At 46.6% G+C, this 21,330-nt stretch carries 17 protein-coding genes; 11 read left to right on the top strand and 6 right to left on the bottom strand.

Going from position 1 to position 21,330, the window contains the following annotated elements; all coding sequences use genetic code 11:
• Positions 1-27 precede the first annotated feature (27 nt).
• Together M3630_RS03570 and M3630_RS03565 are read left to right on the top strand one after the other, a co-directional pair.
• Positions 28-1,806 (top strand): 2-oxoacid:acceptor oxidoreductase subunit alpha, encoded by a 1,779-nt coding sequence (locus M3630_RS03570; RefSeq protein ID WP_173607958.1) that lies wholly within the window; start codon positions 28-30, stop codon positions 1,804-1,806.
• Complete coding sequence (locus M3630_RS03565) at positions 1,778-2,644, top strand: 2-oxoacid:ferredoxin oxidoreductase subunit beta (RefSeq protein ID WP_047067761.1); 867 nt, start codon at positions 1,778-1,780, stop codon at positions 2,642-2,644. The genes M3630_RS03570 and M3630_RS03565 overlap by 29 nt, the downstream gene beginning before the upstream one ends.
• A gap of 46 nt (positions 2,645-2,690) precedes the next feature.
• Here the strand turns inward: M3630_RS03565 and M3630_RS03560 are convergent, their stop codons facing one another.
• On the bottom strand, positions 2,691-3,725 hold the full coding sequence (locus M3630_RS03560) for a YkvI family membrane protein (RefSeq protein WP_251251264.1): 1,035 nt from the start codon (positions 3,723-3,725) through the stop codon (positions 2,691-2,693).
• Positions 3,726-3,778: 53 nt separating this feature from the next.
• Here M3630_RS03560 and M3630_RS03555 point away from each other — a divergent pair, with 53 nt between their 5' ends.
• The 3 genes from M3630_RS03555 (at position 3,779) to M3630_RS03545 (ending at position 6,386) form a co-directional block, all read left to right on the top strand.
• On the top strand, positions 3,779-4,528 hold the full coding sequence (locus tag M3630_RS03555) for an MBL fold metallo-hydrolase (RefSeq protein WP_251251263.1): 750 nt from the start codon (positions 3,779-3,781) through the stop codon (positions 4,526-4,528).
• A gap of 33 nt (positions 4,529-4,561) precedes the next feature.
• Positions 4,562-5,122, top strand: a complete 561-nt coding sequence (gene mnmM / locus M3630_RS03550) for a tRNA 5-(aminomethyl)-2-thiouridylate-methyltransferase MnmM (RefSeq protein ID WP_047067757.1) — start codon at positions 4,562-4,564, stop codon at positions 5,120-5,122.
• Positions 5,123-5,285: 163 nt separating this feature from the next.
• Positions 5,286-6,386 carry a YheC/YheD family endospore coat-associated protein gene (locus M3630_RS03545; RefSeq protein WP_251251262.1) on the top strand — a complete coding sequence of 367 codons (1,101 nt, stop codon included), beginning with the start codon at positions 5,286-5,288 and terminating at the stop codon, positions 6,384-6,386.
• Positions 6,387-6,453: 67 nt separating this feature from the next.
• On the opposite strand, the gene cbpB is transcribed toward M3630_RS03545, so the two are convergent.
• From cbpB to M3630_RS03525, 4 genes are all read right to left on the bottom strand, one after another.
• Positions 6,454-6,924, bottom strand: coding sequence for a cyclic-di-AMP-binding protein CbpB (gene cbpB, locus M3630_RS03540; protein ID WP_173607954.1), 471 nt, complete (start codon positions 6,922-6,924; stop codon positions 6,454-6,456).
• 269 nt (positions 6,925-7,193) lie between these two features.
• Positions 7,194-8,333, bottom strand: coding sequence for an acyltransferase (locus M3630_RS03535; RefSeq protein WP_251251261.1), 1,140 nt, complete (start codon positions 8,331-8,333; stop codon positions 7,194-7,196).
• Positions 8,334-8,391: 58 nt separating this feature from the next.
• Complete coding sequence (locus M3630_RS03530; RefSeq protein ID WP_251251260.1) at positions 8,392-9,234, bottom strand: lipoate--protein ligase family protein; 843 nt, start codon at positions 9,232-9,234, stop codon at positions 8,392-8,394.
• 165 nt (positions 9,235-9,399) lie between these two features.
• Positions 9,400-10,647 carry an S-layer homology domain-containing protein gene (locus M3630_RS03525; protein WP_251251259.1) on the bottom strand — a complete coding sequence of 416 codons (1,248 nt, stop codon included), beginning with the start codon at positions 10,645-10,647 and terminating at the stop codon, positions 9,400-9,402.
• A 332-nt stretch (positions 10,648-10,979) separates the two neighbouring features.
• Between M3630_RS03525 and miaB the strand changes: the two genes are divergently transcribed.
• From miaB to mutL, 6 genes are all read left to right on the top strand, one after another.
• Positions 10,980-12,491: a tRNA (N6-isopentenyl adenosine(37)-C2)-methylthiotransferase MiaB gene (miaB, locus tag M3630_RS03520; protein WP_048033378.1), complete on the top strand. Its 1,512-nt coding sequence runs from the start codon at positions 10,980-10,982 to the stop codon at positions 12,489-12,491.
• A 6-nt stretch (positions 12,492-12,497) separates the two neighbouring features.
• Positions 12,498-12,941, top strand: a complete 444-nt coding sequence (locus M3630_RS03515) for a YlbF/YmcA family competence regulator (RefSeq protein WP_047067744.1) — start codon at positions 12,498-12,500, stop codon at positions 12,939-12,941.
• 136 nt (positions 12,942-13,077) lie between these two features.
• The gene (gene cotE / locus M3630_RS03510) at positions 13,078-13,638 is read left to right on the top strand and encodes an outer spore coat protein CotE (protein WP_173607950.1); all 561 of its coding nucleotides are present in this window, start codon (positions 13,078-13,080) and stop codon (positions 13,636-13,638) included.
• A 110-nt stretch (positions 13,639-13,748) separates the two neighbouring features.
• Complete coding sequence (locus M3630_RS03505; protein WP_251251258.1) at positions 13,749-15,038, top strand: putative amidoligase domain-containing protein; 1,290 nt, start codon at positions 13,749-13,751, stop codon at positions 15,036-15,038.
• 89 nt (positions 15,039-15,127) lie between these two features.
• On the top strand, positions 15,128-17,716 hold the full coding sequence (mutS, locus tag M3630_RS03500; RefSeq protein ID WP_251251257.1) for a DNA mismatch repair protein MutS: 2,589 nt from the start codon (positions 15,128-15,130) through the stop codon (positions 17,714-17,716).
• Positions 17,717-17,740: 24 nt separating this feature from the next.
• Complete coding sequence (mutL, locus tag M3630_RS03495; RefSeq protein ID WP_251251256.1) at positions 17,741-19,810, top strand: DNA mismatch repair endonuclease MutL; 2,070 nt, start codon at positions 17,741-17,743, stop codon at positions 19,808-19,810.
• Positions 19,811-20,176: 366 nt separating this feature from the next.
• On the opposite strand, the gene M3630_RS30900 is transcribed toward mutL, so the two are convergent.
• On the bottom strand, positions 20,177-21,148 hold the full coding sequence (locus tag M3630_RS30900; protein WP_285860114.1) for a globin-coupled sensor protein: 972 nt from the start codon (positions 21,146-21,148) through the stop codon (positions 20,177-20,179).
• Positions 21,149-21,330 lie beyond the last annotated feature (182 nt).

Below are 21,330 nucleotides of genomic sequence, written 5' to 3'. Positions count from 1 at the left end.
CACAGTCACTGAAAGGGTGGAATCTGAATGATTAGTCAACTTTCCTGGAAAGTTGGAGGACAGCAAGGGGAGGGCATCGAGAGTACTGGTGAGATTTTCTCGATGGCGATGAACCGGATGGGGTACCATCTGTATAGCTACCGTCACTTCTCTTCCCGTATTAAGGGTGGACACACGAACAATAAAATTCGCGTGAGCACAACGCCTATGCGTGCGATCTCTGACGATCTGGACATTCTCGTAGCGTTTGACCAAGAGACGATCGATTTCAATGCGCATGAGCTTCGTGAAGGCGGTATCATTATCGCGGATGCGAAATTTAATCCAAAGTTGCCGGACGGCTTGAAGCCAGTTCGCTTCTTCACTGTACCACTGACTGAGATCGCTGATGAGCTGGGAACTTCCCTGATGAAAAACATGGTGTCGATTGGTGCTTCCAGTGCCATCCTCGGCATTGCAGTGGAAAGCTTCCGTCCCATCGTTGAAGATATGTTCCTCCGCAAGGGCGAAAAAGTGGTTGAAAAGAACATGGATGCCATTCGCCGCGGTTTTGATTTTGTAAATGAATTGACTGGTGGTCAACTGCCTGAGTTCCAAATGGAAAAGGCTGACCCACAAAAACAACTGTTCCTCATCGGTAACGATGCGATCGCTCTGGGTGCTGTAGCAGCAGGCTGCCGTTTCATGCCAGCTTACCCGATCACACCTGCTTCCGAGGTAATGGAATATTTGATTAAAAAGCTGCCTAAATTGGGCGGTACGGTTATCCAAACAGAAGATGAGATTGCTGCTATTACAATGGCAATCGGTGCTAACTTCGCAGGTGCTCGTTCCTTGACTGCTTCTGCAGGTCCTGGTCTGTCCCTGATGATGGAAGCAATTGGTCTGGCTGGTATCACGGAACAACCTGTTGTAATCGTGAACACACAGCGTGGTGGCCCATCCACTGGTATGCCTACTAAAATCGAGCAATCCGATGTGAATGCTATGATCTATGGTACGCATGGTGACATTCCAAAAGTAGTTATCGCGCCAAGCACAGTAGAAGAGTGCTTCTACGATGCAGTTGAAGCGTTTAACATTGCGGAAGAATACCAACTGCCTGTTATCCTGATGACAGACTTGACGCTGTCCTTGGGCAAACAAACTGTTGTTCCATTTGACTACAGCAAAGTAGAAATCCGTCGCGGAAAACTGCTTGCTGGACAAGAATTGCCAGAAAAAGAGCAAAACGACCTGTTCAAACGTTATGAAGTAACAGAAGACGGCGTTTCTCCTCGTGTAATTCCTGGTCAAAAATACGGTCTGCACCACGTAACTGGTGTAGAGCATGATCAAACTGGTCGTCCATCTGAGAATGCTGCAAACCGTATTCAACAAATGGATAAACGTATGCGCAAAATGGAAGGCGTCCTGAAAAACTTCAAAGGCGCTGTAACTGCAGATGCTCCTCACGCTGATGCGGATGTCCTGGTTGTGGGTATCAACTCTACAATTGGTACGATTCAAGAAGCAAAAGGCCGTCTGGAACAAGAGGGAATCAAAGTAAACCATGCACAAATTCGTTTGCTGCATCCGTTCCCAACTGAAGAAATCAAAGCACTCGTAGACAAAGCGAAGAAAGTTGTTGTTGTAGAGCACAACGCCCAAGCGCAAGTAACAAGCTTGCTCAAACAACACGTTGGAAACGCTGAAAAAATCGAATCCGTGCTTAAATATGACGGTAACCCATTCCTGCCGAAGGAAATCTATGCTGAAGTGAAGGAGCTGGTAAAACATGGCGACTATGAAAGAGTTTCGAAATAACGTTAAGCCAAACTGGTGCCCAGGCTGTGGAGACTTCTCCATCCAAGCGGCTATTCAACGCGCCGCAGCGAACGTAGGCCTGGAACCTGAAAATCTGGCGGTTGTTTCCGGTATCGGTTGCTCTGGTCGTATTTCCGGCTACATCAACTGCTATGGTTTCCACGGTATTCACGGACGTTCCCTGCCAATCGCACAAGGTGTGAAAATGGCGAATCGCGAGCTGACAGTTATCGCAGCTGGTGGTGACGGGGATGGTTTCGCGATCGGTATGGGCCATACTGTACACGCTATCCGTCGTAACATGAACATCACGTACATCGTAATGGATAACCAAATCTACGGTCTGACAAAAGGTCAAACCTCCCCGCGTTCTGCGACTGGTTTCGTGACTAAGTCTACACCGGCAGGTTCCATCGAGTCCTCCATTTCTCCAGTTGAACTGGCGCTGTCTGTTGGTGCGACATTCGTTGCTCAATCCTTCTCCAGCGATCTGAAGGGCTTGACTGAACTGATCGAAAAAGGTATCCAACACGAAGGCTTCTCCTTGATCAACGTATTCAGCCCTTGTGTAACCTACAACAAGGTAAATACGTACGACTGGTTCAAAGAGAACATCGTACCAGTAGACACGATCGAAGGATACGATCCACATGACCGTATCAAAGCAATGTCTACTTCCATGCAACACAAAGGCCTGATTACAGGTCTGATCTACCAAAACACTGAGCAAAAACCTTACGAAGCTCTCGTAAATGGCTTCAAAGAAGAAGGTTTGGCTAACCAAGACATTCGTTTGTCTGAAGAAGACTTCGAAAAATTGGTTAAAGAATTTGCTTAAGTTTGATAGAGTGAAAAACCTCTCCTTAACGGGAGAGGTTTTTTTGTTACATGCGATCGCGCCACTGCCTGTACACGAGCATGACAAGGAAAAAGACAACCAATTGACCAAAGAGTGGGTATAGGAAACGTAGAAGTGAGCTAAACCCGATAAAACTGATCAAATAGCAAATGAGCAAAATCCCTAGTAAAATAGTCGGACCTCGAAGGGAGATAACTTGTCTAATCTGTTGGGCAAGGCCAAATACGTTTGCCACAAGAGTCGAGAAAATTTCGGCGTACACCAATAGGGAGAACAAAAAGGGAATAGTTGGTCCCAAGCCTTGCAGGACAGCGATCATGGGCATTTCCGCGTGATGGATTCCCGGCATTTTTACAGACAGAGAGGCGAAAGCGAGCAAGAGTAGAAGGCCTATTCCTAACCCTCCTATGATTCCCCCTAGGATAAGAGGCTTCTCGCTGGGACTCTGTCTGCCCATCGGAATCAAAACCGCTTGTGTAAGTGTGACATTTAAGGCAACATAATAAAAGGGAGAACTAAGCCACGCCCAAGGCCGTAACGATTCAACGACGACATTCGTATCTAACCATGGCTTCGTGTAAATGAAGACAAGTACAGTAAAGGCAATGAGCATCGGAACAAAAATGCTGTTCACGTGATGGATGGCAAACAGCCCTTTTTTCGTCACGAAAAAAATCAAAATCATGCTAAACCAAATGCCAATTTGGGGAGATAATCGAAAAGACTCCCAAAAGATCGCACCGGTGGCAGCGAGCATGACGGAGGTAGTGCCTAGCAATACGGTTAAAAGCAAGGTATTAAATACAGTGCCAAACGGATGCCCAAATAAATAGGTGCTGACTTCTTGATAGGAATCGGCCTGAATTCGATAGGCAATCAGCATGACGCGGATACCGGCCCAAATAAACAGCGTCGTCGCAAGAATGATGCCTACCAAGCCTTGTGTTCCATATTGAACAAAGAACTCTACAATTTCTTTGCCTGAGGCAAAACCAGCTCCTACGACTGTCCCAATATACGTAAAAGCGATCTGCCATGCGGCTCTCCATGTTCCTTGCATCTCAGACCTCCTGTCCCACCTTACTCCATCCTATGAGAGGAAGTGAACCGAATATGCGCGTTACCGTGTTAGGCTATCAATCTCCTTATCCTGGCCCAGGAGGTGCTACTCCGGGTTACCTGATCGAGACAGACCAAGTCAAAATTCTTCTCGACTGCGGCAGCGGTGTTCTTGGGCAGTTAGGCAAGCATTTGCCCATTTATGAGCTGGATGCCGTGTTCTTGTCCCACTATCATCATGATCATGTTGCGGATGTAGGAGTCATGCAGTACGGTTTGATGGTTCATCAGTTATTTGGTCAAAGACCTGCTGACAAGCCGCTTCCGATCTACGCACCTGCGTTGCCAGTGGCTAATGCTCAGACATTGGTGTATCGAGATGCGACAATATTTACCCCCATCACCGAAGAAACGTCTGTTACCATTGGGGATGTCTTGATCACTTTTTTACGGACAGACCATGGTGACGGAGATCCATGCTACGCCATGCGTTTGGAAGCAGAGGGACATGTCCTCGTATACGGAGCTGACAGTGGACCAGGAACAGGTTGGGAGGGCTTTGCCAGTCAAGCGGATTTGTTTATTTGCGAGGGGACCTATCTGGATTACAATTTACCAGTGAAGCCAAATGGGCACCTGTCTGTTCGCCAAGCGGCAGAGTTGGCACAATCCCTATCCTGCCGCTCGCTATTAATTACGCATTTGTTTTACGGCTATGAGGAGTCTCAAGTAATCGCGGAGGCAAATGCCTTTGTCGCAGGTCCAGTTTATGCGGCGAGCATCGGTCTGCAAATTGATTTATAACGCTATTTGTCTACATAGAGAGGAGAGGTGACTTTGTTTCCAAATGTATTAGAAGTCGCACGCAAATTAATTCGCGAACGCGTACAAGCAGGAGAAACGGTTGTTGACGCCACGATGGGGAATGGAAATGACACCTTATTTTTAGCGCAATTGGTACAAGAAGAAGGGAAAGTAATCGCCTTCGATATCCAGCCGCAGGCGATCGAGAAAACGCGCGAGAGACTCGAGAGAGAAGGTCTGGCAAACAGGGTAGAAATGAAGCTCGCCAGTCATGAGGAAATTGACAAGCTGGAGATTAGTGCCGCGGCGATCATGTTTAATTTGGGCTATTTGCCGGGTGGAGACAAGGAAATCACTACACAAGCGAGCAGTACCATTCAAGCGATTCAATCAGGGTTGAGGGTACTCAGACCAGGCGGAATCATGACAGTCATGATTTATTGGGGGCATCCGGCGGGAGAGACGGAAAAAGAGGCAGTGGAAGCATTTTGCCACGAGCTAAGTCAATTGGATTATTTGGTTTTAAAATACCAATACATTAATCAGCAAAACCAAGCGCCATTTTTACTTGCCATCGAACGCAGGGGACAATAGAAAGAACGCAACGCGATCCTTTCCCGGGCAAGCGCAGCATCCGACATCATTCCGATGGAAATGCAATATTTTGTCGTGTCGCTGATAGGTGTACAAAAATAGGCACGCTCTTGCCATTTCTGGCACATACCCTATGTAGAGCAATGTGGCAAGGGGGATCTACGTGGACAGAATCGGGATAATGTTGGATTGGGCCCTTATGGAGAAAGGAATTCATGGCATCAAGTCATATGAGCGTCTGCCTTATTACGTTGAAATCGGTAAAGAGCTTGGATTGGAGCCTGTTTTTTTCCATCCGCGGCATGTGAGGCCAGGAGATGAACGCGTTAAGGGATATTTTTGGAACGGAAACCGACTTGTTTCACAACTGGTTTCAGTCCCGCGAGTCATCCACAATCGTGTTTTGACAGGAGATGCAAAAGCGCGGAATGTGATTCGAAGATTGAGCCAAAAGAAGACGGTATTCAATGGCTTGGTTGTACGGGATAAGAGAAAAGTACATCAGATGCTCTGGAAAAACGAACAGATTCGCAGCTATCTGCCGCATACAATACCTTATTCCATGGAGCAGTTACGTCTGTTCTTGGATAAATACCAGGTGGTGTACGTCAAGCCGTCAATTGGATCTGTTGGAATTGGCGTAGCACGTATTGAACGGCACGGAGGCAGTTATCACTTCATTGCATCGAAAAAACGGCAGATCTTATCTCGTTCGCAGTTACTCTCCACGGTGCGACGTTGGGTCGGCAACAAAAGATTTTTGATCCAACAAGGAATTCCTTTGGCGCACTATGGAGGAAAAACGTTTGATATTCGTGTTTCGGTACAGAAAAACAAAGAGAAACAGTGGACTGTGAGCGGGATGGTTGCCAAGGTTGCCAATAAGAAAAACAAGCTGAGCAATCTCTCTCGAGGAGGGACAGCAGTACCATTTTCGGAAGCTTTGGCCCCCATCTTTCCTGAGGTGAAACAACAACAAGCGGTTATCGAAAGAGTGAGCATAGCGGCGGTGGAAATTGCGAAGCAGTACGGTCGGCATTTTTCATCATTAGCAGACTTAGGGATGGATATGGGAATTGACGAGCGAGGCAATCCGTATTTAATCGAAGTCAATGTGCGTGATCAACGCTATTCTTTTTTCAAAGCAGGAGAGAAGGCGATGTTTAAACAAACGTACCGTCATCCGCTGGAATATGCCCAGACATTGCTCGCTGAAAAAAAGAAACGGAAGCATCAGCTTCTAGCACCGAGCCAATTGCTCTAAGAAGAAATACAGAAGAAAGTGAAAAAGACGGTGGCATTTAATGCCCCGTCTTTTCGTATACGGTGACCTACGATTCTGCCGGCTGTTGCTGGTCAGCCAAAGGAAAGGGCAGGTTGCGAAAGTGGCGATATACCAAAGCCAATATCGATTTTCGAGTCAAGATTCCTTGAAAATAGTGCTCGTCGTCTTCAATACAAACGAACGGGTGATTTATCGACACTTCTAAAGCTTTCAAAAATTCATCGGTGTCACGCAATCGAGGGACCTTCGTATCCATCACATCATCTACTGTATGTTCGGACATACGCTCAGTCTCGAAGCGCTCCAAACCAAGAGTCTTATTCATGATCATATTCGTGCTGATTAACCCATGCAACCGATACTGATGATCCAGTACAGGAACGGCTGAATAGCCTGACTTGATTAGGACTAGCAGGGCGTGCTCAAGCGAATTTCCTAGCTGTACATGTGCGACCTTTGTGGACGCGATTATGAGGTCTTTGATCGGAATATGTAACAAAGGGATCTCTTGATTCATTCAGATCCACCACCTTTTCTTTCTGTCGTCTATAGCAGTAAGAACTGCCTGTGGTCCCCTTCTATGATACCGTAAGAGAGATACAAACGGTAGGGCTACATTTAGAAAACTTGGCGTTGCCAAGGCTTTGGAGTGAGTGGCTTCAAACAAAAAAAGCCCGGCAGTTACGCCAGGCAAGTAATCGAGGTGTGGAACAATCGTCCCTAGTTCTAGTATGCGAGATCCTGTTGTTTTTTACATTAGGAGCTTAGAGGAAACCAGTTCCTCCCTTACGCTTTATACGTTTGATTTTTGAAAATGGGTTTGGCCTCCACCCGTTTTTTTCGATTGAACCAAAAGGACATCGTCGTCAACTCGTAAAGGAAAATACAGAGTGGCGGTGTAATCACGAACATGCCGAGAACCATTGACGGCGTCGACCAGCCAAGTCGATGAATGACGTAGCTCTGCAGTAAAAACAAGATCAACGGATGGACCAAATAGATAGCCATATTTTGTTTGGCCAACCGGGCAAGCCATGGACCGAGTTTAGGCAGTTTGCCTAGATAACCGGATACAGGGTAAAAGCTGATGATTACACAGAGTGTGTAGACCAAGTAAAGCGGCTCGAAAATATTCATGCTCTCGTAATAGCTCTTGTACCCGGAAAGATAGCTGTAAGCCAGCCAAACGGCTGCACTTGCCATCACAACGATAGAAGGTATTTGAAGTCGTTTCACCCATGTTCGCCATTTATCCACATTCATCCCGGCATAAGCGCCGAGTGCAAAAGTAAATACGTACATGAAAACATAATGCTGTCCGTAAACATAAGTGTGCTTCATGAGGGACAAGAATGGGTTTGCTGCCCAATCAATAGCCCATAACGGCGTAATGAACAAATAGTGGTAGAGAACGTACAAACCCGCTTGTCCAATAAATAGAACGATGATCCAACGGAAATTCAAGTACCGTTCCATCCACGGTTTAATCAGGCAAAACAACAAGCTCAATTGCAAGTAAAGCGGAATGTAGTACAGGTGGTAGAAAGAGCTACCCGTAAACAGACTATCGAAAAACGGTTCTACCAGCACGGCCGGGTCAAAGGTCTGATGTTTAAAATAGGTGAAGATGGCTGTCCAAATTACGTAAGGCAAAATAACCGCGCGCCAGCGTTTTTTCCAGAAAGCACGCCAATCCAATTGTCGGTTTTGATACCAGTAAAACAGCAACATTCCCGTTGCAAAAATAAACAAGGAGCGACCGAATTTTAATAAGATAATTAGAACGGCTTGCAAATCACTATTCCACGGATACGTCTTCTCATTTGCGAGAAAAAAACTGAGGATGTGAATCATCAAGACAGTAAGAGCCCCAAAAACAAAAAGGGCATTCAGATCCTGAAACGTCCCCTTTCGATTGCTATTCATAATTCCTCCAGAATTTTACCGGCAGCACCTGGAGAATCAAACGCAAGTAAAATGCCCGTTATTCGGGTAAGTGCCAGTCAGGTGCGGCCAGTTCTTTTGCGGTATAAGAAAATAAGTGTAATCGCTGCGACAAATGTTGCCTCGACTCTGTCACTAACTCATTTTGCACATAAAAGGGGGTAGGTGATACAGCCCACTCAGAACGGATTGTCTCCAATAGACGTGCTTTTACATCATCCATGGTGGCCAATTTTCCAGTCAAACTTGCAATGCTGCCAACGGTCGAAGCATCGATGGAAGGAATTGGCTTATGACTCTGCATTTCATCCAGACCGGCGAGACGGTAAAAGCGCTCCATCCATTCCCCGCGAGGTCGATCGTCGACGTTAATGCATAATTGCAAAATAGAGCCGTGTCGCGTGCGTCTTTGTGCCATGCCCCCGATTTTTTTACCGTGAATGGAAAAATCGTATTCCCCTGCACAGTAGGAACCCGTCACTTCTCCGAATTCCAGCTTTCCGTAATCACGCAGGCCCACATTAAGAAGCTGGGCAACAAACGAGAAGAAGGAGTCAATGGAAATCGACGTGTCGGGCAATAAACAAGCCATATTGAGTACGCCAGCATCAAGCGGAACACAAGCGCCACCAGACGAGCGAAGAACACAACCAAAGCCATCTTGACCGAACTTGCGCAAGGCCTGCTGGAGATGGGGAAGCTTGGCGTCTCTGCGGCCGAGATACAGCGCCTGATCGTACACCCAGAGATGAATGACAGGTGTTGCTGATTCATGTTGCATACTGGCTGCCAACGCTTCATCACGAATTAAAGGTTCAAGTGGACTATCCTGGTAAGTACCGGAGTCCATCCAGCGGAACGGTTGATTAATAGAAAATGACATAGGAAGGCTCCTTCACAGGACAAGAATAGCTACCATTATAACATCTGAAATGCGTCTATTTCTACGTTTTCGCTATCTTTTTTCCATTTGGTAGAACATGCATATGGAGTAGAGTGAAAAATACCCGACAGGCCAAGATAGCTTGTCGGGTCAAAATATGGTTCTTTATTTGGTCTCCTTAAAGGAGAAATTGTCTAGGTAAGTCGTTTTGCGAGGTGCACCTTTCGTCGCATCTTCTTGCAGGTACAGACCGAGCTTTGTGCCTTCTTGTTTCACATACTGTTGACCGAACAAGTATTGATCGTTCAGATAAATGGAAACAGTGTTCTCGTTAACTTCTACTTTTAAGCGATTGCTGGATTTTAGCTTGTAGGAGCTAGAAGTAATGATGTCAATATCGTCATCTTCGACATCATTCACTTTTCCTAAAACAACACGATCTTTTTGGACGAATACAACATTGGCTTTTCCGTCTTTACCGTTGAAGTAAAGGCCTCCTAAACCTTCACTACCTACGACATTAACATCGACGCTCAATTCGTATTTTTTTACTTTGTCAGACTCGTTCCAATTCAATGGCAGGAAGTAGTGATCCAGATCATCGTCATCGGATTCAGCTGTCACTTGTTTGCTCGCGACCTCCCAGTTTCCTGTCGCTTTGTCTGTATTCCAGTTTTTCAATTTGGAATCAGAGAAGGAGTCGCTGATATTGATTCGCTCTGGTTCTGGCTGTGGTTTCGGTTGACCAGGGGTAGGGAAAACAATTTTGATCTCATCATCATCGTCGCGATCCAAAATAGCGCGATAGAGCAGAGAAGCAGCTTCCGCACGTGTAATTGGATCTTGTGGACGGAAATTGCCATTGTATCCTTTCATCAGATCGGTTTGGATTGCAATCGCAATATACGGACGCAGTGCTGACGAAATATCGTCGTAATCACGGAACTTTTTCAATTGATTCAAGTCGGCTTTGTACTTTTGATCGTAGCCCAACAGGCGTACCAATGCGACAGCAATGTCTTCACGTACTGCCGCTTGATCTGGCTTATACGTGTAGGTGGAGCCGGATTTGTAACCAGTCAAGTAAGGCTTGGCGTATTCCACATACAGAAATGCCCAGTGATGACGCGGTACATCTTTAAAGGTTTGGTCGACATAGCTTTTGTTTATATCTACATCTGCTGCTGCGATCATAATTTTTGCAAATTCGGCGCGGGTAACTTCATTATTCGGTCTAAATGTCCGATTGTCGTATCCTTTGATGATCCCTTTTGCCGCCATCTCCGTAATTTCCTTGTATGCCCAATGGCTACGTGGAACGTCTGAGAACGAAGGGGTGGAAGCGGCACCGACGACCGGGATAACCGTTAAGAACATCAACACCGACAGGAATACGGCTAGTGCTCTTTTCATGTTAACCTCCTCAAAATGGCAATGTAGTTTTTGTTGACTGCTATTCAGACGGCTAGTGGGCTTGTATTGTTGCAGGAGAAAAAAATATTATGGTGAAAATAGGAAAAAAGACGGAGTTTCGAAAAAATTGGCGGGTAAGGAGGAGCATGTAGAAATGGAAGGACATGCTTCTTTGATTTGGATGGAACGCTTTTCGATCGGGAACGGTCTCTCGCCGTTTCGTACATATTTTGCCTCATAATGGTTATTATGCATTGGCTTTTGTATCACCCAAAATGATATAATTCTTTATTGGTTACTTATGTAGATGATTATAGCTGAGGTGATATATGATGAAGGAAACGAAAGAGGCGACTGTGGACTTAAAATCCGTTAAGTCTCCAAAGAAAACGGAAGACTATGCGAAATACTTCCAGGCCCCCTCTCTGAAAGATGCGAAAAAGCGCGGTAAGGAAGAGATTTTAGTTCATTACGATTTTAATATCCCAGAAGATATGCAGAACATCGGAAAAGGAAAGCGTTATCACGTTCGTACGTATGGCTGCCAAATGAACGAGCATGATTCGGAGACGATTTCTGGTATTTTGCAGGCAATGGGTTATACTTCCTCTGATTCTGTCGAAGATGCGGATGTCATCCTATTTAACACCTGTGCGATCCGCGAAAATGCAGAGGATAAAGTATTTGGAGAGCTCGGCCACATGAAGCGGCTCAAGAACAACAACCCAAATCTGATCCTCGGTGTTTGCGGCTGTATGTCCCAAGAAGAGAAAGTCGTCAAGAAAATCCTGAAAAGCTACCAGCAGGTCGACTTGATTTTTGGAACGCACAATATTCACCGACTGCCAGAATTGTTGCGCGATGCGATGTTCAGCAAAGAAATGGTGATTGAGGTTTGGTCCAAGGAAGGCGATATCGTCGAAAACATGCCGAAGCTCCGTGAAGGAAACACCAAGGGCTGGGTTAACATTATGTACGGCTGTGACAAGTTCTGTACGTACTGCATCGTTCCGTATACCCGCGGAAAAGAGCGCAGTCGACGCCCGGAAGATGTCATCGCAGAAGTGCGTGATCTCGCTCGCCAAGGCTTTAAAGAAATCATGCTTCTTGGACAAAACGTCAATGCGTATGGGAAAGATTTTGAGGACATCGAGTACGGCTTTGGGGACTTGATGGACGAGATCCGTAAAATTGATATCCCGCGTGTGCGCTTTACGACAAGTCATCCGCGTGATTTTGACGACCACTTGATCGAGGTTCTTGCAAAAGGCGGCAACTTGGTGGAGCAAATCCATTTGCCTGTCCAATCCGGTTCGACAGAAGTACTCAAGCGGATGGCGCGCAAATATTCGCGTGAGCATTATCTGGAGCTCGTTCGCAAAATCAAGGACGCGATCCCGAATGTCTCGCTTTCTACCGATATTATTGTTGGCTTCCCAGGCGAAACCGATGAGCAGTTCGAAGATACCATTTCGATGGTGGAAGAGGTCAAATATGATTTTGCCTATACCTTCATTTACTCCCCACGTGAAGGCACACCGGCTGCTGTCATGGAAGACAACGTTCCGATGGAAGTGAAAAAAGCGCGCCTGTATCGACTCAATGAAGTTTTGGCTCGCATCGGACTGGAGCAGAACAAAAAACTGCAGGATCAGGTTGTCGAGGTACTCGTGGAAGGCGAATCGAGGACGAATGCGGAAGTGCTTGCGGGTCGTACGCGTACGAACAAGCTGGTTCATTTCACCGGCGACAAATCCTTGATCGGACAGTATGTTCACATAAAAATTACAGATGCGAAAACGTGGACACTCCACGGTGAACTCGTATCTAAAGTTGAGGTGTAGGTCATAATGGAACAAACAAACGTATATACCCAGAAAGAAATTCTCGATAAAGCTCGTGAGCTTGCAGCCATGATCGCGCGTACAAATGAAGTTGATTTCTTCAAGCGTGCCGAACTGCAAATCAAGAACAATGAACGTGTGCAAGATTTGATTGATACATTGAAGCAGAAACAAAAGCAAATGGTGATGTTTGAATCCATCAACAAGCCGGAACTGGTGAAAAAAGTGGAAGGCGAATACAACCAATTGCATGAGGAGCTGGATTCCATTCCAATCGTTACGGAATTCAAGCAATCGCAGGTCGATGTGAACGATCTTTTGCAAATGGTTACGAACGTGATCACGAACACTGTTTCGGAGCGTATTATTTTGGATACAGGCGGAAACCCATTGACCGGAGAGACGGGTGGCGGGCCTGAAAAGAAAAAATCTGACGGCTGCTGCTCCTAATTCTTGATAGAAAGCCTTCCCGGCGCTGTTTTGATGAATACCCAACAACTTTCCCAAATATAAGGTGGTTGTTTGCACGCTAGTCGAATGCCCTGCATACAAATGTACAGAAACGTTGTATGGAGGAGGTAACGAAATGTCGGGTATAGACAAAGATCTACAGTGCCGGGAACTTATCGCGAAAGCAGTCTGCGGCAAAGGCCATAAATTTTCTACTACCACCCACACCATCATACCGTCGCAAACTCCTTCGACGATCCTCGGATGCTGGGTTATAAACACGAACTTCCAAGCAGAGAAAGTCGGAGATGCCGTTGAAGTATCTGGTACGTATGACGTCAACCTGTGGTTTTCGTTTGCTAATAACACGCAAACCGAAGTCAAGCGGGAAACTGTTCAGTTCTCCGTACTCGTACCGCTTACGTTCTTCGACAAAAACTGCAGAGGCGATCTGGAAATCGTTGCACGCGCCGTGGAGCAACCGAAGTGCATAAAAGCGGAGTTAAGTGGTGGTAGCACAATCACGGTCAGAGTTGAAAGCGAATATGCAGTAGAGGTCATTGGAGAAACAAAGGTGTGCGTTGTTGTCTGCAATAGTTGTGATGACAAAGAATTCCATCTGGTTGACGACTTTGAAGATAACAGTGACGAGTATGATGACTTTGATTCCGCTACGCTACTCGACGAGCTCGACTAAAGAGGAGAAATTATCTCCTCTTTTTTCTTTTTTTCGGATACGTACCATTCACACGTTTTTCTGGGCGCATTCATAAGATAACGAGAGAATAGCGGGGGAGTGTGGAAGGCATGATTCTACGCACAAGGGCGAGTCAGCGAGCAAACAAGCAGGAAACGCCAGCAACACAACCGATGACGGCCAACGCTAAAGAAGTGGTAGCGTATTTGCATCGTCCTGAAATCGGTCGCTGGTTGCTCCGGCAAGGGAGAATACCTGTAACAACAGGAAAAGCAGCGCGACCGGGCTGGCGAACATATAGGATATGCCTTTACCAAGACTATGTACTGGATATCGCCAGAAGCGAGGAGCAATCACAATGGCTGCTGCACCGCCTACAGGAACCCGAATGGCATTCCGTCTCCTTGCCTTCCACTGAACCAGAGATTCAGGTGGTGCAAGGGCTGGCTGTGCGCAGTTTGTATGCCGCCGGAGCCGATGCGGGTCAAGTGACGGTCATGGCGGCCTCTCCCCATCGACTTAAGGTCGTCGAGGTAGAACCGAATTGGCCAGCCAAGCAAGCTGATGAATATATGCAGCGGGCTCGAGAGTGGTGGGAAGCTCGGATGCGCAAACAGCCGCAAAAGCTGCAAAGTATGGGGGCAGATCCCGAATTTGCTTTACGCAAGCCCACAGGAGAGATGGCACTTGCTTCTGACTTCCTGAGCATCAATGGGACGGTTGGATGTGATACGACACGTTACCGGGAAGAATTAGGTCTCCATCAGCACCCGGTTGCAGAGTTGAGACCTGCGCCGTCGGAGGACCCTGATCAATTATTTATGCATATCTACGATAATTTGGCACTCGCATACAAAAAAATAGGGAATTCGTCTATCGTATGGCTCGCTGGCGGAATGCCGTTTCAAGGTTATCCAATCGGTGGGCATATTCATTTTGGCGGGCTCACACCGACTTTTTCTCTTCGGCGAAAGCTGGATGCCTACTTGGCTCTTCCCCTTGTTCTGATTGAGGATGCAGGCTGTATGAGCCGCAGAGAGCGCTATGGATTTTTGGGGGATGTAAGGGAGAAGGACTATGGTTTCGAATACCGTACACTCCCTAGTTGGCTCGTTGATCCCCTCGTCGCTCGAGGTATTCTTCATTTGGCCCATTTGGTTGCAACCAATCATGAGAAGCTACAAGCGATGCCCCATCTAAAGCTCCCACTTATCAAAGCGTACTACCAGGGCGAAAAAGAAAAGCTCCTGCCGTACGTAGTCCAAGTCTGGAAAGAAGTAAAGGAGCTACCAGGCTATACGCTGTCACGTATACATTTGGATCGATATTTTTCTTTTTTAATCGAGTGCCAATCTTGGAAAACGGATGAAGACCTGCGCAAGATATGGAAGCTATCATAAACGGATACTGCCATCGGATGTAGGGTCAACATTACCGTTCAATCATGTTATAATAGCGACGAGAATGAGTAGGCTAGGAGAAGAAAATCATGGCTCAATATACCCCGATGATTCAACAGTATCTGGCTATCAAAAAAGATTATCCGGATACTTTCTTATTTTTTCGCTTAGGCGATTTTTATGAACTGTTTTTTGATGACGCCATCCTTGCGTCCCGTGAGCTGGAAATTACACTGACGGGACGTGATGGTGGAGGTTCTGAGCGCATACCAATGTGTGGTGTTCCACATCATGCGGCAGACGGCTATATTGCAGAGCTACTAAAAAAAGGACATAAAGTAGCCGTTTGCGAGCAAGTCGAAGATCCCAAAGAAGCCAAAGGGGTCGTTCGCCGGGAAGTTACACGTGTCATTACTCCAGGTACGATGATGGAAGGCAAATGGCTGACGGATAAGGAAAATAATTACATGGCGGCGTTGGCCCAAGTAGAAGGGCGAACGGGTGTTGCTGCGTGTGATATGAGTACAGGCGAGATGTATGTTACCTCTTTGGTGGGACAGGCAGAGGGTGTTCTGGATGAAGCCTTGCAATATCGCCCCAAGGAGCTCGTCTTTTTTGGCCTCGCTGTTTTGCCGAAGACAGCACTGCCAGCTACTGTCGTGGATGCGCACCAACTGGACGCATTTGCGGTAGATAGTCAATATGCGGAGCAGGCCAAAGGGTTGGATCTATCCATGCGAGCGGCAGTCAATGCTCTCTTGTTCTACATAGGGACGACGCAAAAACGCAGCCTTGCTCATATGCGCCTGTTAAAGCAGTACGATGCAAAGCAGTATCTCCAAATGGACGGCTTTTCCAGACGTAATTTGGAATTGACAGAGACTATTCGCGATAAGACGAAAAAAGGCTCTCTGTTGTGGCTGTTGGATCGGACTCAAACGGCAATGGGTGGTCGTCTTTTGCGCAGGTGGATTGAGCGGCCATTGCTCAGTCGCGATCAGTTGGAAGCACGTTTGAGCGCTGTGGAAGCATTGAAGGGTGACATGCTGCTTCGGTCCGATTTGCGGACTTGCTTGGATCGTGTCTATGATTTGGAGCGTCTGGCGGGTCGTATTTCCTACGGGAATGCGAACGCACGAGATCTCATTCAGCTACGGATGTCTTTGGAGGCAGTTCCAGAGCTAAAGCAGTATATGATCCAAACGAATACCCCAGTATTGATGGAACTGGCGCAAGGGATGGATGAGTGTACAGATATCGTCAACTATTTGGCTCATGCGCTCGTGGATGATCCACCGATATCGGTTCGTGAAGGCGGCATGATTCGGACGGGATATGATGAATACCTGGACAAGCTCCATACAGCAAGTCGTGAAGGGAAGACGTGGATTGCCCAGCTGGAGCAGGGGGAACGGGAAGCGACTGGAATTCGTTCACTTAAAGTAGGCTTTAATAAGGTGTTCGGCTATTACATCGAAATATCGAAATCCAACATTGCCAACGTTCCGGCTGGTCGGTATGAGCGCAAGCAAACTTTGGCCAATGCAGAGCGGTACATCACGCCAGAGTTGAAGGAACGTGAAGCCCTTATTCTGGAAGCGGAAGAAAAGATGATTGAGCTGGAATACCAACTGTTCGTGGCGGTAAGAAGTGAAGTCGCGAAGCATATACCAAGACTGCAAAACCTCGCGGAGCGCATTGCATCTGTGGACGTTCTTCAGGCGTTTGCTACGGTAAGTGACGAGCGGGGATTTGTACGCCCTGAGCTTGTGGAAAGCGGCGAATACGTTATTACAGAAGGGCGTCATCCAGTAGTAGAAGCCGTTCTGGAGCGCGAAAAATACGTGGCAAATGACGTGGAGATGGATCAGACCAATCGCCAAGTTTTGCTCATTACGGGCCCGAATATGGCAGGTAAGAGTACGTACATGAGACAGATTGCCTTGATCACGGTGATGGCACAGATCGGTTGCTTCGTTCCGGCTAAACAGGCCAAACTGTCGATTGTCGATCAGATTTTTACTCGAATCGGGGCAGCCGACGACTTGGTAGGCGGGCACAGTACGTTTATGGTGGAAATGCTGGAGACCAGACACGCTCTGCAAAAAGCAACAGCGAAGAGCTTGATTCTGCTCGATGAGATTGGCCGCGGGACTTCGACGTACGATGGAATGGCGCTTGCACAAGCAGTCATTGAGTACATTTGTCAAAAAATCGGTGCCAAAACGCTCTTCTCCACGCACTACCACGAGTTGACCGGGTTGGCAGAGACGTTGAGTGGTGTCGTCAACGTCAATGCTCGATGCGAAGAACGGGAAGGAAAGCTCTTGTTCCTTCACAAAATTGAAGAAGGACGAGCAGATAAAAGTTATGGAATTCATGTGGCAGAGCTTGCGGAAATGCCGACCTGGGTCATTGAGCGGGCGCGCAGTATCTTAACCGGGCTTGAAGCGAGTGGAAGCGCAGGGAATGGAAATGCTGCGAGCGACGTGCAAATGTCGCTTGAATCGTTATGGACGGCTCCAGTTGCTGCGGTGCGTGAAGAACCGATGCAGTTGGCGTCAGCGGAGGAAGAAGCGATTATGGCTGAACTGCGCGAGCTGGATTTGAATTCAACGACGCCAATGGACGCCATGATGAAACTATATGCATGGAAACAGCAATTGAAAAAGCGATAGGGTTCGTCCGGAGGGGAGGCACTCATGGGAACCATTCACGTTTTAGATGAGCATCTCGCCAATATGATTGCTGCAGGGGAAGTAGTGGAAAGACCGGCTTCTGTTGTCAAAGAGCTGGTCGAAAACGCAATTGATGCCAGTGCAACGACAATCGAGATCCACGTAGAGGAAGGCGGTCTGGAGATGATTCGGATCGTTGACAATGGGAAAGGGATGGATCGGGAAGATTGCCAGCTGGCTTTTGAGCGACATGCTACGAGTAAAATCAGCAACGCTCGTGATTTGTTCCGCATTCGTACACTGGGCTTTCGTGGAGAGGCACTGCCGAGTATTGCAGCAGTCTCGCGTATGGAGCTGACGAGCAGTACATCCAGCAGTGAGGTAGGTACTCATCTCTTAATTGAAGGTGGGCAGCTCGGAACGATTTCCGATAAAGCCGCTGTTAAAGGGACGGAAGTATGTGTACGCAGCTTGTTTTTCAACACACCTGCTCGCTTGAAATACATGAAGTCGATCGCTACGGAAGTCGGACATATTTCCGATTATGTGAACCGGCTTGCACTCACGCATCCATCGATCTCCTTCCTGCTGACTCATAACGGCAAGACACTCTTGCAAACATCTGGCGACGGAAAGCTGTTGCACGTCATGGCGGCAATCTATGGTGTGCAAGTCGCGAAGCTGTTGCTTCCAATTGCAGGGGAGACCCTCGACTATAAGTGGTCTGGTTTTCTTTCGAAGACGGAAGTGACAAGGGCGAATCGCTCTTACCTTTCGACACTGGTAAACGGTCGGTACGTGCGCAGCTATTCGATCAACAATGCGATTATGCGCGGTTATCATACATTGTTACCGATCGGCCGTTATCCGATTGTGGCCTTGCAGATCGAAATGGATCCGTCACTGGTCGATGTGAACGTACATCCTGCCAAACTAGAGGCGAGATTCAGTAAAGAAGATGAATTGTGCAGTGCAATAGAACAATCGGTAAAAGAGACTTTGAGACAAGGCTTGGGGATTGTCAGACCCATGATTACGCAACCAAAAGCTAAGGTCGTCACCCAGGTCGTTCAACCGCAGTTTGACCTGCAAATCACCAAGCCTGATACTCCACAATCGCCGTTATTAGCTGCGAGTCCCCGACTCCAGGAATGGATGGCCAAGCAAGAAACGCCAAGTAAGCAAGTAGATGTGGTGGCCCATACCGCATCCATTGAGAACGGTACGGTGAAAGAGACTGCAGCCAACTATGAAAAGCTGGAAGCTGCAAAGGTAGAGACTACCTCGCATGAAATCGTGCGGGCGACTTTGTTGGATCAAAGGGACAAGAGGGAAGCTTTCCAACCTCACGAGACTCAGATTCCGATACAATTGGACATTGCCCAGGCACCATCTCCTGTGCATCCATCTAATGAAATCAGCAGCGAGGACAATTCAGCAGTAGCAGGTACTGAACAAGCGCCGCCACTCCTGGAATCCACCAATGAAAATGAAACGGATTCGCCTGTTCCGGTTATGTACCCAGTTGGTCAAGTCCATGGCACCTACATCGTCGCGCAAAATGACGAAGGCATGTATTTAATTGATCAACATGCCGCGCAGGAGCGGATTTTTTACGAGTACTTCATGGAAAAGCTTGCAGAAGAGGACATTTCCAGCCAGATTATGCTGTTTCCTCATACGGTGGAATATACGGCTGCAGAGGCAAGCAAACTGGAGAAGCGACTGTCGCTTTTGCAATCGTTTGGTTTGGAGATCGAGGCGTTTGGTGGGCGGACCTTTATCGTTCGCGCTCATCCACATTGGTTCCCAGAAGGGGCTGAGCTGGAGGTCATTGAGGAGCTCATTCAGTTTGTACTGGAAACGGGAGAAAACGCCCAAGCCAATGTCGTGCTGATGCGCGAAAAAGCTGCCATCATGATGTCCTGCAAAGCATCGATTAAAGCAAACCGTTTCCTGACGCATGCAGAGATGGAAAGCTTGCTGAACCAACTGCGTAATACGAGCAGTCCGTATACGTGTCCACACGGAAGGCCGATTGTGATTCATTTTACTGGATATGACTTAGAAAAAATGTTTAAGCGTGTGATGTGAACTGTGCCCTCTTGCGGAGAAATCCGGGGAGGGTATTCTGCTGTAAAAGAAAGCGGAAAAAACAAAAGTCAATAAAACAAATCTCATGCTGGAACAGAGCTTCTTCCATATAGGCAAATGACAAATGGGATCATTGGATACGACTACAGATATATTTCTTCTTTTATTGAAAAAACGAAAGGTAGAGGAGTATCTGTTTATATAATATTGAGTTCTGTACTTTTGTACGAAGTGATCGGTAACTATTCGGCAGGGTGGAAACGTTCTGAACCAGATAACATGACGGTCCCGGAAGCGTGGGAAAGGAAGGAGCTATATAATAGAACACGGCCAAAGAAGTAAGCTCCTTTGGCCGTTCTGAAGCAGTTAGTGTTTATTCTGAAGACGACGAGAAATTTCGTCTAGTTTATGGATGATAGAAAATAATTGCTCGGAAGTAGTATCTAATTGCTCAGCGGAAACAGTTGTTAATGAGACCTGTTGATCAATTTTAAGTAATTGATTGTTAATGTTCTGTAGAGATTGGTAAATGTCTTTCGATGAGGCATTTGATTTATCGGCTAATTTACGTACTTCATTAGCAACAACGGTAAAGCCACGTCCGTGCTCTCCAGCTCTAGCAGCTTCAATCGCAGCATTAAGGCCTAGAAGATTGGTTTGTGTAGAAACATCTGCTACGAAGCCGCTAAGTTTCTCAATCTCCTCATTCTGCTCCTTTAACACATTCATGGAATGAGCGATCTCACCATTGTATTCATATAGTTTGGTTGCGGAGTCGGTGAAGACGGAAGAGATTCTAATCGCTTCCTGGGTTGTAGCTGTCAATTCGGCTGCCATTTGCTCCATATTGTGGCGGTAGCTTACATTTTCACGCATCGTGTCACCGATATACTGTTCAAGAATAATTGCAGAATCAAAAAAAACTCTTTTGATAAGAGCCTGATAAAATGCAGTTGAGTTTTCTAGCGATTGAATTCTCTCTGAAAAAAGACGTAAATACAGTGAGTATCCACCCAAAAACCAAGAAGCAGATAATCCGATTCTCGCGTGGGTAGTTCCGATTCGTTTTCGGCTATTTACATATTCTTCATCAATAACAGGAGAAGAAAGTGTTTCGATATACCAAATCTGCATGTTCTTTAATTGGTCCATAGTTACATTTGTACGAATCAATTGATCCAAGTTGGGATGTTTTTCCAATTCTTCATAAAAACAATCTACGATTTCTTTTGAGTGAGTGCTGAAAAATTCCTTATATGAATACAAAAGGTCTAAGTCTTCTTTTGTTAGGCCGTAGAACAGCCTAAGTGAATTCCATTTGTTATCCAGTGCAATCATGATACCAACCCCTATTTTCTTTATATGTAATGTGAAACTCTTTCAGATTCTAACAAAAATAAAATGGTAGATTATAATAAAATGTTAAATAAAAATGAAATATTTATGAAATATATACTGATGTGATAAACATAACGTGTTTAAGAAACAAGTATCCCTGCAACTAAGAACATGGAAGATGT

Origin of the sequence: Brevibacillus sp. MER 51 (assembly GCF_023714195.1) — a bacterium.
GTDB lineage: Bacteria > Bacillota > Bacilli > Brevibacillales > Brevibacillaceae > Brevibacillus.
Note: the sequence above shows the minus strand (reverse complement) of the source record. Positions and strands in the feature narration are given on the sequence as shown.